At 61.2% G+C, this 13,526-nt stretch carries 8 protein-coding genes and 1 riboswitch; of the genes, 3 read left to right on the top strand and 5 right to left on the bottom strand.

All coding sequences use genetic code 11. The annotated features are described in order from the left end of the window. Together PHW99_RS05920 and ahcY are read right to left on the bottom strand one after the other, a co-directional pair. Positions 1 to 692: TlyA family RNA methyltransferase (locus PHW99_RS05920; RefSeq protein WP_300174713.1), on the bottom strand; the 692-nt coding region annotated here is incomplete at its 3' end. A gap of 7 nt (positions 693 to 699) precedes the next feature. Next, a complete protein-coding gene (gene ahcY / locus PHW99_RS05915; protein WP_300174712.1) occupies positions 700 to 2,211 on the bottom strand; it encodes an adenosylhomocysteinase in 1,512 nt (503 codons plus the stop codon). A gap of 64 nt (positions 2,212 to 2,275) precedes the next feature. Next, a riboswitch (S-adenosyl-L-homocysteine riboswitch) is annotated at positions 2,276 to 2,387 on the bottom strand. A 104-nt stretch (positions 2,388 to 2,491) separates the two neighbouring features. Between ahcY and PHW99_RS05910 the strand changes: the two genes are divergently transcribed. The 3 genes from PHW99_RS05910 to glgX are packed head-to-tail and all read left to right on the top strand — an operon-like array spanning position 2,492 to position 9,284. Next, positions 2,492 to 4,930, top strand: a complete 2,439-nt coding sequence (locus PHW99_RS05910) for a glycogen/starch/alpha-glucan phosphorylase (RefSeq protein ID WP_300174711.1) — start codon at positions 2,492 to 2,494, stop codon at positions 4,928 to 4,930. Positions 4,931 to 4,971: 41 nt separating this feature from the next. After that, entirely contained in the window at positions 4,972 to 7,152 is a 2,181-nt protein-coding gene (gene glgB / locus PHW99_RS05905) for a 1,4-alpha-glucan branching protein GlgB (RefSeq protein ID WP_300174710.1), read from the top strand. Positions 7,153 to 7,157: 5 nt separating this feature from the next. Beyond that, the gene (gene glgX / locus PHW99_RS05900) at positions 7,158 to 9,284 is read left to right on the top strand and encodes a glycogen debranching protein GlgX (RefSeq protein ID WP_300174709.1); all 2,127 of its coding nucleotides are present in this window, start codon (positions 7,158 to 7,160) and stop codon (positions 9,282 to 9,284) included. On the opposite strand, the gene malQ is transcribed toward glgX, so the two are convergent. Genes malQ through glgC form a run of 3 tightly spaced genes read right to left on the bottom strand, consistent with a single transcriptional unit; the run spans position 9,269 to position 13,526 of the window. Next, positions 9,269 to 10,789, bottom strand: a complete 1,521-nt coding sequence (gene malQ, locus PHW99_RS05895) for a 4-alpha-glucanotransferase (protein WP_300174708.1) — start codon at positions 10,787 to 10,789, stop codon at positions 9,269 to 9,271. The two genes, glgX and malQ, sit on opposite strands and share 16 nt — an antisense overlap. Continuing rightward, on the bottom strand, positions 10,789 to 12,237 hold the full coding sequence (gene glgA / locus PHW99_RS05890; protein WP_300174707.1) for a glycogen synthase GlgA: 1,449 nt from the start codon (positions 12,235 to 12,237) through the stop codon (positions 10,789 to 10,791). The genes malQ and glgA overlap by 1 nt, the downstream gene beginning before the upstream one ends. Further along, complete coding sequence (glgC, locus tag PHW99_RS05885; RefSeq protein ID WP_300174706.1) at positions 12,234 to 13,526, bottom strand: glucose-1-phosphate adenylyltransferase; 1,293 nt, start codon at positions 13,524 to 13,526, stop codon at positions 12,234 to 12,236. The genes glgA and glgC overlap by 4 nt, the downstream gene beginning before the upstream one ends.

The following is a 13,526-nucleotide window of genomic DNA, read 5'->3' as shown; positions in this document are numbered from 1 at the left end:
ACCGCGTACAGCGCCGCGTCCCTGACGATGCCGCCCTTGCCCACCTGGCCGGGCTGAAGTTCAAACTGCGGCTTCACCAGCGTCAGCAGCCGACCGCCGTCCTTGAGCAGCGGCACCACCGCCGGTAGCACCAGCGTTTGTGAGATGAACGACAAGTCGGCCACGATCAGGTCAAACGCCGGGGCAAAGGCGGCGGCGCCACCCTCGTCTTCTTCAAGCTCAAATTGGCCATCAGCCCGCATACTGTCTTCATAAGCAGCTATCAAATCAGAAGCATCCAAGGCACGGGCGTTGACCCCTTCGACACACAGCACCCGTGGGTCGGCACGCAGGCTGGGGTGCAGCTGGGCGCTGCCGACGTCTACCCCAACCACCATGGCCGCGCCATGCTGGAGCAGGCAATCGGTGAACCCGCCGGTGGATTGGCCAACATCCAGACACTGCCAGCCGGCCACCGACCAGCCCATGTGCCGCAGCGCAGCTTCCAGCTTAAGGCCGCCGCGCGAGACATAACGGGCCTCGGATTCGTCCAGCAAACGCAGCTCGGCGTCGTCCGGCACATCGTCACCATTTTTGGCAATCTTGCGCCAGACATCGCCCTGCAGCCACTCGACACCACCAGCAATCAGGCGCTGGGCCTGAGAACGGGTGCTGGCCAGGCCACGCTGTACCAGCAGTTGGTCGATGCGCATCGGGTGCTTAGTAGCGGTAGTTTTCGGCCTTGTACGGGCCAGTCTTGCTGACGCCGATGTAGGCGGCTTGTTCGTCGGTCAGCTCGGACAACTGGGCACCCACCTTCTTCAGGTGCAGACGGGCCACTTTTTCGTCCAGGTGTTTGGGCAACACATAGACCTTACCCGACTTGTAGGCCTTGGGTTTGGTGAACAACTCGATTTGCGCCAGGGTCTGGTTGGCAAAGCTGGAGCTCATGACAAAGCTGGGGTGGCCGGTGGCGCAGCCCAGGTTCACCAGGCGGCCCTTGGCCAGCAGGATGATGCGCTTGACCGGGGTCTTGCCCTTGGCCGGGAAAATCACGTGGTCCACTTGCGGCTTGATCTCTTCCCACTTGCACTTGGACAGGGAGGCCACGTCGATTTCATTGTCGAAGTGACCAATGTTGCAAACGATGGCCTGGTCTTTCATGGCGGCCATGTGTTTGTAGGTGATCACGTTCAGGTTGCCGGTGGCAGTGACAAAAATATCGCACTTGTCAGCCGCGTATTCCATGGTGACAACCTTGAAGCCTTCCATGGCGGCTTGCAGCGCGTTGATCGGATCGATCTCGGTCACCCAGACCTGGGCGCTCAAGGCACGCAGCGCCTGGGCGCAGCCCTTGCCCACGTCGCCATAACCAGCCACAACTGCCACCTTGCCGGCCACCATCACGTCCGTAGCGCGCTTGATGCCGTCCACCAGCGACTCGCGGCAACCGTACAGGTTGTCAAACTTGCTCTTGGTCACCGAGTCGTTGACGTTGATGGCGCGCAGCATCAGTTCACCTTTGGCCGACATCTCGTTGAGGCGGTGCACACCGGTGGTGGTTTCTTCGGTCACGCCGATGATGTGTTTCACGCGGCGGCTGTACCAAGTGGGGTCAACCTTGAGCTTGGCCTTGATGGCGGCAAACAGGCAGGTCTCTTCTTCGCTGCCAGGGTTGTCCAGCAGTTTGGGGTTCTTCTCGGCACGGGCACCCAGGTGCATCAACAAGGTGGCATCACCGCCGTCGTCCAGGATCATGTTGGGGCCTTCGGCCGCGGTGCCCTTTTTGCCGCCAAATTCAAAAATGCGGTGGGTGTAGTCCCAGTAGTCGGCCAGCGACTCGCCTTTGACCGCGAACACCGGTGTGCCAGTGGCGGCGATCGCGGCGGCGGCGTGATCCTGCGTGGAAAAGATGTTGCAGGAAGCCCAGCGCACTTGCGCGCCCAGGGCTTGCAGGGTTTCGATCAGCACGCCGGTCTGGATCGTCATGTGCAGGCTGCCAGTGATACGGGCGCCTTTGAGCGGCTGCTCTTTGGCGAATTCTTCACGGATGGCCATCAGGCCGGGCATTTCGGTCTCGGCAATGTTGAGTTCTTTGCGGCCCCAGGCAGCCAGGCCGATGTCGGCGATGATGTGGGCGGCGGCTTGGGCCGGTTGAACAGCCGCTTTCACTGCGGACTTGGTCGCAGCTTTGACAACCGGTTTGACAGTTTTTTTAGATGCAGCGCTCATGGTTCACTCCAATAGTTATCAAGATGACAACCACAGCCTGCGGGAGAAACCTCACCTCACAAGCTGTGGGTGAGCGCCGTTGTGAAACGCCTGGCACCTGGCCGCAGCGGGTTCCGAGCCTCACTCAGCACGAGGCCACCAGGCCTTCAGTGTGAGTTGCAACGCTCCTCGGATGGCGCGAATTATAGGATGCCCCGGTAACCGGCCGGTAAAGCGGGGTGGCCTGAGCGTGCAAAATACCCATCAGACACAGCACTTTGCCAACGCCAGAGGATTCCCCTTGAATGCCAACGTTTTACCCCAGCCAACCGACATCGGCGCACAAATCAATGCCCACCTGCTGCATACCGTCGGCGTTGGCCCTGACCAGGCTTCGCGCTGCGACCTGATGCAGGCCGTGGCCCAGGTGGTCAGGGCACAACTGTCCGAACGCTGGGTGGCGACCCAGGCCCAGGAGCGCCAGCACAAGGCGCGCCGGGTGGTTTACCTGTCCATGGAGTTCCTGATGGGACGCACACTGTCCAATGCCCTGGCGGCACTCCAGTTAACCGACGGTGCGGCGGAAGGCCTGCGCCAGCACGCCCAGCGCCTGGAAGATGTGGCCGACTGTGAACCCGATGCTGCCCTGGGCAATGGTGGCCTGGGTCGGTTGGCAGCGTGTTTTCTGGACGCCATGGCCACACTGAGCCTGCCGTCCTGGGGTTATGGCATTCGTTATGAGTACGGCATGTTCGCCCAGGACATCGTCAACGGGGCACAGGTGGAATACCCCGACCCCTGGCTGGTCGACGGCACCCCATGGGAGTTTCCCCGTCCCGACATCAGTTATCCGGTCCGTTTTGGGGGGTGGGTTGAGCACGTGGATGAACAAACCATCTGGCGCCACACCGGAGAAGTGGCCGCCAAAGCCTATGACATGGTGGTGCCCGGCCATGGCACCCGCAAGGTCAGCACCTTGCGCCTGTGGAAGGCGGCCGCCCCAGCCCACTTTGACCTGAGTGCCTTCAACACCGGCGACTACGCCCGCGCCGCCAACACCAAAAACGAGTTTGAGAATATTTCCTGGGTGCTCTACCCCAACGACAGCACCCCGGCCGGGCGCGAGCTGCGACTCAAGCAGGAGTACTTTTTTGTCGCGGCCTCGATGCAGGATCTGGTGGCGCGCCACCTGCAGGAACACCCGACGCTGGACAATCTGGCCGACCATGTGGCCATTCACCTGAACGACACCCACCCGGCCATCGGGGTGGCCGAGCTGATGCGCATTTTGTGCGATGAACACCGCATGCCCTGGGAGCAGGCCTGGGCACTGTGTGGCAAGACGTTTTCGTACACCAACCACACCCTGATGCCCGAGGCACTGGAAACCTGGCCGGTGAGCCTGCTGCAACACGTGTTGCCCAGGCATCTGGAAATCATTTTCCGCATCAACAAGGAATTCCTCGACGAAGCCGCCAAGTGCCGGCCTGGTGACAACGGCTTTCTGGCGCGGCTGTCATTGATTGACGAGCACGGTGAACGCCGGGTGCGCATGGCGCACTTGTCGATTGTGGGCAGCCACAAGGTCAATGGTGTTTCGGCCCTGCACTCCGACCTGCTGGTGCAAACCATTTTTGCCGACTTCGCCGCCTTGTGGCCGGATCGCTTCACCAACATGACCAATGGCGTCACACCCAGGCGCTGGCTGGCCCAGGCCAATCCGGGGCTGGCTGGCCTGCTGGATGAGACCTTGGGGCCGGGCTGGCGGCTGGACCTCAGCCAGCTGACACGGCTGGCTGCCAAAAAATCCGACCCGGTATTTCAACAGGCCTTTCGGGCCATCAAACGCGACAACAAGGTTCGGCTGGCCCGCGCCATCGAAAACAGCACCGGCATCAAGGTCAATCCGGACAGCCTGTTTGATGTGCAGGTCAAACGCATCCATGAATACAAGCGCCAGTTGCTCAACGTCCTGCATGTGGTATGGCGCTACCAGGCGATCCTGGCCGAACCCAACGCCTCCTGGGTGCCGCGTACCGTCATTTTTGCGGGCAAGGCGGCCTCCAGTTATGTCACCGCCAAATCCATCATCCGGTTGATCCACGACGTTGGGCAGGTCATCAACCAGGATGCCCGCATAGGTGACAAGCTCAAGCTGGTGTTCATGCCCAACTACGGTGTCTCCGTGGCCGAGGTGATCATGCCAGGGGCCGACCTGTCCGAGCAGATTTCAACCGCTGGCACCGAAGCCTCCGGCACCGGCAACATGAAGCTGGCCCTCAATGGCGCACTGACCATTGGCACCGACGATGGGGCCAACATCGAAATCCGCCAGAACGTTGGTGACGACAACATCTTCATCTTTGGCCTGAAGACGCCAGAAGTCAGAGCGTTGCGACAAAGTGGCTACCAGCCCATGCGCTATTTTGAAAGTCAACCGGCCCTCAAAACCGTGCTGGACGCCATCGCCGGAGGGCGGTTCTCACCGACCGAGCCGGGCCGCTACCGTCCCCTGATGGACTCGCTGCTGTGGGGCGGCGACCATTACATGCTGCTGGCGGATTTCGCTTCCTACATTGCCACTCAGGCGCGGGTTGACGCGCTTTACCGGCAGCCTGAGCTGTGGTGTGAACGCAGCATCACCAACGTGGCGGGCATGGGTGTATTCTCGGCAGATCGCACCATTGGTGAATACGCGCGGCAGATCTGGCATGTGGAGTCCGTGCCGGCCACACCGTGACAATGTGACGCCTTCATCCGTTCATTTTTGACTGGTCTGCCATGTTGCCCTCCAAAGATGTTGCCCTGATTTGCGGCGCCAGCCATCCCGACCCGTTTGCGGTGCTGGGTTTGCATTTCACAGCAGCAGGGCAGGCCGAATTGCGCTGTTTCCTGCCTGGCGCCCGTCACGTCACCGTGCTGAACGCACACGGCACGCCCTGTGCTGACCTTCAGGAACGACATCCTGCCGGGTTCTACGAAGGCACGGTCACGCTGGCCCCCGGCGCAGCCTATCAACTGCGGGTCACCTGGTCCACCGGCCAACAGGCCACGCTGCATGACCCTTACCGCTTCCCCTTGCTGTTGGGCGACATGGATGCCTGGCTGCTCGGCGAAGGTTCACATCTGCGGCCCTTTGAGGTGCTGGGTGCGCACCCAGGCACCCAGCTGGGCGTCACCGGTACCCGCTTTGCAGTCTGGGCGCCCAACGCCACCCGGGTCAGTGTGGTCGGCGACTTCAACCTATGGGACGGCCGCCGCCACCCGATGCGCTTGCGCCGCGAATGTGGCGTCTGGGAACTGTTCCTGCCGGACGTTGCCCCGGGAGCACACTACAAATACGAAGTGCGAGGCCCGGGAGGGGACGTGCTGCCCCTGCGTGCCGACCCCTACGCCCTGCAAAGTGAATTGCGTCCGGCGACTGCCAGTGTGGTGGGACAACTCCCCCGCACGGTACCGGCTGACACCACACGCCAGCGAGCCAATGCGCTGGATGCGCCGATGAGCATTTACGAGGTCCATCTTGGCTCCTGGCGACGGATGCCCCAGGATGGCAACCGTTGGCTCAACTGGGATGAACTGGCCGACACCCTGGTGCCCTATGCCGAGGACATGGGGTTTACCCACCTGGAACTGTTGCCCGTCAGCGAACACCCGTTTGATGGTTCCTGGGGTTACCAACCCGTGGGGCTGTATGCACCCACTGCGCGGTTCGGCGATGCCGCAGGGTTTGGACGCCTGGTGGCACGCTGCCATGCAGCGGGTATCGGGCTGATTCTGGATTGGGTGCCCGCGCATTTTCCCAGCGATGCTCACGGACTGGCCAACTTTGACGGTACCCACCTGTACGAATACGCCGACCCACGTGAGGGTTTCCACGTTGACTGGAACACCCTGATCTACAACCTGGGTCGCACCGAGGTCCGCAATTTTCTGGTCGGCAATGCCTTGTACTGGCTGGAGCGTTTTGGCGTGGACGGTCTGCGTGTGGACGCGGTGGCCTCCATGCTGTACCGAGACTACAGCCGCAAGGCAGGTGAATGGGTTCCCAACGTGTTTGGCGGGCGTGAAAACCTCGAAGCCATCGCGTTCCTCAAACGCCTGAATGAGGTGGTTGGGGTGGAACGGCCGCAGGCCGTCACCCTGGCGGAAGAGTCCACCGCCTACCCGGCGGTGTCGCGCCCCACTTATGCCGGTGGCCTGGGCTTTCACTACAAGTGGAACATGGGCTGGATGCATGACACCCTGGCTTACATGGCGCGTGACCCGATCTACCGGCAGCATCACCAGGGTGAGATGACCTTCAGCCTGGTGTACGCCTTCAACGAAAATTTTGTGCTGCCCGTCTCGCACGATGAAGTGGTACACGGCAAGGGGTCACTACTGACCAAAATGCCGGGGGATCGCTGGCAACAGCTGGCCAATGTGCGCGCCTATCTGGGCTATATGTGGGGCCACCCTGGTAAAAAATTGCTGTTCATGGGTTGCGAATTTGCCCAGGAACGTGAATGGAATCATGACCAGAGCCTGGACTGGCATCTGCTGGACAACCCGGCACATGCCGGCGTGCAGCAGCTGGTGCGTGACCTCAACCACCTGTACCGCGCCACCCCGGCGCTGTACCGCCAAGACTTTGTCAGCGAAGGCTTTGAGTGGATTGATCACAACGACCACCAACATTCGGTACTGAGTTTTATCCGTTGGGCCAACGCCCAAAGCAGCTTTGTCGTCGTGGTGTGCAACTTCACCCCCAGTGTCTGGACCGACTACCGCATTGGTGTCCCGCGCCCCGGTGGTTACCGCGAGGTGCTCAACACCGACGCCGCACGTTATGGCGGTAGCGGTGTGATCGCTCTGACGGCCCCGGCCAACACCAGCAGCACCTCCTGGCAAGGCCAGCCCCAGTCACTGGTGCTCACCCTCCCGCCCCTGTCCACGGTATTCCTGGAATGGATCGCCTGACTTCCTTGAACTTGCAGTTGGGGCGCCCCTGGCCGCTGGGAGCCCACTTCGACGGGCAAGGCATCAACTTTGCGGTTTTCTCAGCCAACGCCCAGGCCATGGAGTTGTGCTTGTTTGACGCAACAGGGACACGCGAGCTGACCCGCATGCGCCTGCCGGGCTACCACAACGACATCTGGCATGGCTACCTGCCCGACGCCCAACCCGGGCTGGTTTATGGACTGCGTGCACATGGCCCCTGGCATCCTGGCCAGGGCCACCGTTTTGATGCCTCCAAATTGCTGCTGGACCCCTATGCCCGTGACATCGTTGGTGACTTCATCTGGTCTGATGAACACTTTGCACCAGACCAGGCCGATGCACGCCACATGGCCACGCGCGACAACGCCCGCCTGGCCCTGAAAGCGCGCGTGACCTACGACGCCTTCGACTGGGGAGACGACCGGCCGCCTGAAACGCCGTTGGCCGACACCGTCCTGTACGAATGCCATGTCAAAGGCCTGACCCGCACCCATCCGGCCATTCCGGTTGAATCGCGAGGCACGTTTGCCGGACTGGCACATGAAGCCACCATCCAGCACCTCAAGAGCCTGGGGATCACCGCAGTCAACTTGCTGCCAGTGCAATATGCCCTCAGTGAGGAGCGATTGGTCAGCATGGGACTGCGCAACTACTGGGGCTACAACACCCTTGGTTTTTTCTCTCTCAACCCTCAGCTGGCCAGTCAAACAGCTGGCCAGTCTGCGCGTGACGAGTTCCGCACCATGGTGCGCACCCTGCACCGCGTCGGACTGGAGGTGATTCTGGACGTGGTCTACAACCACACCGCCGAGACGGACCATACCGGTCCGATCCTGAGTTTTCGGGGGCTCGACAACGCCAGTTATTACAAGCTCAATGCGGATGACCGCAGCCACTACAACAACGACAGCGGCTGCGGCAATACCCTGGATCTTCGGCAGCCACGGGTGTTGCAAATGGTCATGGACAGCCTGCGCTACTGGGTCAGCGACATGCATGTGGATGGTTTCCGCTTTGACCTTGCCAGCGTGCTGGGGCGTACCGATAGCGGATTCAGCACCCAAGCCTCGTTCTTTGCCGCCGTGACACAGGACCCGGTGTTGTCCAGAGTCAAGATGATTGCAGAACCCTGGGATATCGGGTCGGGCGGTTACCAAGTGGGCCGGTTCCCGCGCGGCTGGCTGGAGTGGAACGACCAGTTCCGTGACGAGATGCGTCGATTTTGGGTCCAGGGTGCCAGCGCGCCAGTCACTGGCGCGAACAGCGGCCACCGGGGTGACCTTGCCATGCGGCTGTGCGGTTCATCCGACCTGTATCAAGCCTACCGCAGGGCACCAGCGGAGTCAGTCAACTACGTGGTTTCCCACGACGGCTTCACACTGCGTGACTTGCTCAGTTATAACCACCGACACAACCTGGCCAATGGCGAAAACAACCGCGATGGTCAGGGCCACAACCTCAACTTCAATTGTGGTGCCGAAGGACCCAGCAATGACCCAGCCATCAACACCCTGCGCAGCCGCTTGCAACGCGCCCTACTGGCCACCACCCTGCTGGCTCAGGGCACCCCGATGCTGTGCGCTGGGGACGAACTGGGACATACACAAGGCGGCAATAACAACCCCTACTGCCAGGACAACGCCACCAGCTGGATCGACTGGAGCCAGGCAGACCAGGATCTGATAGCGTTCACCCGTCATGTGATTGCCTTGCGGCATCACCTGCTGCCCTTTGCCAACACCTGGTACAGCGGCACAGCCAATGCCGACGGTATCTACGATCTGTCGTGGTGGAACGCGGATGGCAGCGTCTTGCAGGGCCCGGCCTGGCATGTGCCGCATTTCCGGACCCTGGGCTGCCTGATTGGCCAGCCGGGTCGCGCCAGCTCACCGCTGCTGCTGCTGATCAACAACGAGGCTGATGCCAGAAACTTTGTCTTGCCCAGGGGGCCATGGCAGGCGGTGCTGGACACCAGCCAGCCACGTGGCAAAGCCGACTGGCTGGCAACCGGTGATGCCCCCGTTCCTGTGGCGGCGCATGCGCTGCTCCTGTTTCAGCAGGACACTTCCCGCCCCCGATCATCACTCGAGCCACATCAATCCGGCAGTTGAAGACGGTGAAACTTCGTGCGGCCACTGGCTGCCGTGAAAAGAGCCAACGTGGTCGCCATGTGCGGCTGAACCCAATCCCAGGAAAACCGCCAGGACCAGCACCCCATGGTGCCGGGCGTGTTCATCCGGTGTGACCCATCGAGCTCCAGTACATCCTGAAACTGGCACAAGGACAGTCTGGCCACCGACATCAACGCCGCGCGCAACATCGCCCAGCTCACCTCGGTGTCGCTGATGCCAAGGTAATGTTGCGCAAACGCCCGTTCATGCGGGGTGCAGCCAGCCCACCACCCCCGCAACGTGTCGTTGTCATGGGTGCCGGTGTACACCACCGTATTGGATTCATAGTTGTGCGGCAGAAAAGGATGGGATGCATCGCCGGCAAAAGCAAACTGCAAGACCCGCATACCCGGAAAACCGAGGCGTTCACGTAGCGCCACCACCTCGGGAGTGATGATGCCCAGGTCTTCGGCAATGATCGGCAGATCACCCAGGGCCTGTGTCAGTGCCGCAAACAGCGCTTCACCAGGACCGGCCCGCCAGCTTCCGTTGACAGCTGTAGGTTCGTCCGCAGGAATTTCCCAGTAGTCAACAAAACCGCGAAAGTGGTCAATTCGGATCACATCGGCCAGCTCAAGCTGGCGCCGGATCCGGCCAATCCACCAGGCAAAACCGTCAGCCTGCATGGCCGCCCAGTCGTACAGGGGATTGCCCCAGCGCTGCCCTGTCACCGAGAAAAAGTCGGGCGGCACCCCCGCCACCACCGTGGGCATACCATCGTCATCGAGCTGGTAGAGGTCTGGACGCGCCCAACAATCGGCGCTGTGATGCGCACCAAAAATGGGCAGATCGCCAACCAGCAACACCTCTTTGGTATGGGCGTAGGCCTTGAGCGCGTGCCATTGCGTATCAAACTGCCATTGGACAAACTGCCAGAACGCCAGTTCATCCGCCATGTCGCGGCGCGCTTCGTCCAGAGCGGCGGGCTCCCGTCGCGCCAGGGCCGACGGCCACTGCGTCCACAAGGCCGGGGCGTGAAGCTGGTCAAGTGCCATGAACAAGGCGTAATCCTCCAGCCAGCTGCGCTGCGACAAGGCCCAGTCAGACAGCGCCTGCTGATCACCCAGCTGGTTCTGCGCCACAAAACCGGCAAAGGCCTCACGCAGCCGCGCCATACGCCAGGGCTCAACCCGGGTGAAATCCACGCGCAAGGCATCAAAATCAGCCTGCAGGCTGGTGGCACTGATCCAGCCCCGGGCCGCCAAGGGCTCCAGCGCCACCAGCATCGGATTGCCGGCCAACACGGAACTGCCCATATAGGGGGAATAACCCAGCCCGACCGGCCCAAGCGGCAAGGTTTGCCACAAGGTCTGGCCGGCCACTTGCAGCCAGTCCACAAAATGGTAAGCCCCGGGCCCCAGATCACCGCAACCGTGCGGACCAGGCAAAGACGTGGGGTGCAGTACCACACCGGCGCGGCGTTGCGGCAACATGGCTTCGGTCATCAATGACACAGCCTTTGGTAAAGCGCCAGATATTGGGCGGCCGCCCGAGGCCACCCCAGGTTCTGGTGCATGGCCCGCTCCTGGACCAACCGCCACTGAGCCGGCAAGGCATAGAGCGCAAAAGCCCGCGCCAAGGCACGCGACAGCGCATGTGAATCAAAATGCTCAAAGACAAAACCATTGGCCGTCTCTTCGGCCAGGTCCTCCAGTGAACAGTCCACCACCGTATCAGCCAGCCCCCCCACCCGGTGAACCAGGGGCAAGCTGCCGTATTTCAAACCGTACATCTGGGTCAAGCCGCAGGGTTCAAAACGTGAGGGCACCAGCGTGACATCGGTTGCCGCAAAAATCTGGTGGGCATAAGACTCGTCGTACCCCACTCGCACAGCAATTGAAGACGGACTGGCGGCAGCCCGCTCCGCAAAGGCCAGTTCAAGCGCCGCATCACCCGCTCCCAGCACCACCAGTTGCCCCCCCCGTGCCAGCAATTCGTCCAGCACGGCCAGTACCAAATGCAGACCTTTTTGTTCGGTCAGGCGGCTGACAATACCGAACAACGGTGCATCAGCCTGAACCACCAGTCCCAACTCCTGTTGCAACGCCGCTTTACAACAGGCTTTGCCGGCAGGATTGGCGGCTTCAAAAGGAGCGGCAATGACAGGGTCATGCGCCGGATCCCAGATGGCCTCATCCACCCCATTCAAAATGCCCGTCAAGTCATCGGCACGGGTGCGCAACAGACCATCCAGCCCGCACCCCTGTTCAGGCGTGCGGATTTCCCGGGCATAACTGGGACTCACCGTGGTGATGTGATCAGCGTAAAACAGACCGGCTTTCATGAACGACATCTGGCCATGAAACTCCAGCCCATCCATGGCAAACGCCGCAGCCGGCAAGCCCAATTCAAAAAAATGACGGGGAGCGAACAGCCCCTGGTACGCCAGGTTGTGCACGGTATAGACGCAGGCGACCCGCTCCCGCTGGGGTGGCAAAAAAGCCATGTAGGCACAGGTCAGTGCGGCATGCCAGTCATGGGCATGGACAACCCTGGGCCGCCAGGCGGCATCCAGACCGCTGGCCAGACGAGAGGCCACCCAGCCCAGTAAGGCAAAACGGCGATCATTGTCGGTATAGGGGTGGCGTTGAGCATCCTCGTAAGGCGAACCGGGTCGGGCATAAAGAGCGGGCGCATCAATCACATACGCCCACACGTTCAAACTGGCCAAACGCCCCTGACGCAACACCAGAATCTCTCCCCATGGAGCGGTCAGTTCGGCCAGTACGGTGGGGGTACACAAGTCAGCCAGAATGGGCGCAAAACCGGGCAACAACACCCGGACATCACACCCGACAGCAGCCAGTGCACCCGGGAGGGCGCCCGCGACATCGGCCAACCCTCCGGTTTTAAGCAGCGGAAAAATCTCGGCGCTGACCTGCAAAACTCTCATAAACCTCCATCACCTTTTGATGACAACTGGGCCAGCATCTCGCGGGTGATCAACACCACCCCGCCTTCGGTCCGCTCAAAACGTTTCGCGTCCAGCTCCGGGTCTTCCCCCACCACCAGACCTTCGGGAATTTCGCAACCCCGGTCAATCACCACCTTGCGCAAGCGGCAACTGCGGTGAATGGTCACATCGGGCAACACCACGGCCTCCTCGACGCGACAGAAAGAATGCACCCGCACCTCGGAAAACAGCACCGAATGCGCCACATGTGAGCCCGACACAATGCAGCCACCGGAGACCAGGGTATTGACCGCTACCCCATTGTGGCCCAGCATGTCAGGCACAAACTTGGCCGGCGGCAGCTGGCGCTGATAGGTCCAGATCGGCCACTCGGTGTCGTAAATGTCCAGCTCCGGCAAGGTGGAGGCCAGGTCTAGATTGGCTGCCCAAAAGGCATCTATCGTGCCGACATCGCGCCAATAGGGCACACCACCCTTGATCCGCGACACACAAGACAAACCAAACGGATGCGCCAACGCACGGCCATCGGCCACTGTGCGGGGAATCACATTCTTGCCAAAATCATGCTCGGACTCTGGGTTGCGCAAGTCGTCCTCAAGCAGCTGGTACAAGTAATCGGCATTGAAAATATAGATGCCCATGCTGGCCAGCGACACCGCATCGTTGCCCGGCATGGCCGGCGGGTTGGCCGGTTTTTCCACAAACGCGGTGATCTTGCGGGCTTCATCCACCGCCATCACGCCAAAGGCGCTGGCTTCAAACCGGGGCACTTCAATACAACCAACCGTGCACCCTGCGTTGCGCGCCACATGGTCCTTGAGCATGATGGAGTAATCCATCTTGTAGACATGATCACCGGCCAGAATCACGATGTATTTGGGGCGGCTGGAACGGATGATGTCCATGTTCTGGAAGATGGCATCGGCCGTGCCGCGGTACCAGAACTCTTCCCCGGTGCGCTGCTGGGCCGGCAGCAGGTCGACCATCTCATTGAGTTCGGCCCGCAAAAAACTCCAGCCGCGCTGCATGTGGCGCATCAGCGAATGAGATTTGTATTGCGTCACCACCGCCATGCGCCGGATGCCGGAATTCAGGCAGTTGGACAGGGTAAAGTCAATGATCCGGAATTTGCCACCAAAATACACCGCCGGCTTGGCGCGCCTGTCGGTCAACTGTTTGAGCCGGGAGCCGCGCCCACCGGCCAGCACCAGCGCCACCGTTTGGCGCACCAACTGATGGGTCTCCTGGGTTTGATCAAAAGCGTGCAT

This window comes from Rhodoferax sp. (assembly GCF_028689305.1).
Classification (GTDB): domain Bacteria; phylum Pseudomonadota; class Gammaproteobacteria; order Burkholderiales; family Burkholderiaceae_C; genus Rhodoferax.
Note: the sequence above shows the minus strand (reverse complement) of the source record. Positions and strands in the feature narration are given on the sequence as shown.

Bases quoted from the DNA above. Each gene is read 5' to 3' on its own strand.
- glgA (WP_300174707.1), bottom strand. From the start codon at position 12,237: ATGAGAGTTTTGCAGGTCAGCGCCGAGATTTTTCCGCTGCTTAAAACC.
- malQ (WP_300174708.1), bottom strand. From the start codon at position 10,789: ATGACCGAAGCCATGTTGCCGCAACGCCGCGCCGGTGTGGTACTGCAC.
- ahcY (WP_300174712.1), bottom strand. From the start codon at position 2,211: ATGAGCGCTGCATCTAAAAAAACTGTCAAACCGGTTGTCAAAGCTGCG.
- glgB (WP_300174710.1), top strand. From the start codon at position 4,972: ATGTTGCCCTCCAAAGATGTTGCCCTGATTTGCGGCGCCAGCCATCCC.
- glgC (WP_300174706.1), bottom strand. From the start codon at position 13,526: ATGCACGCTTTTGATCAAACCCAGGAGACCCATCAGTTGGTGCGCCAA.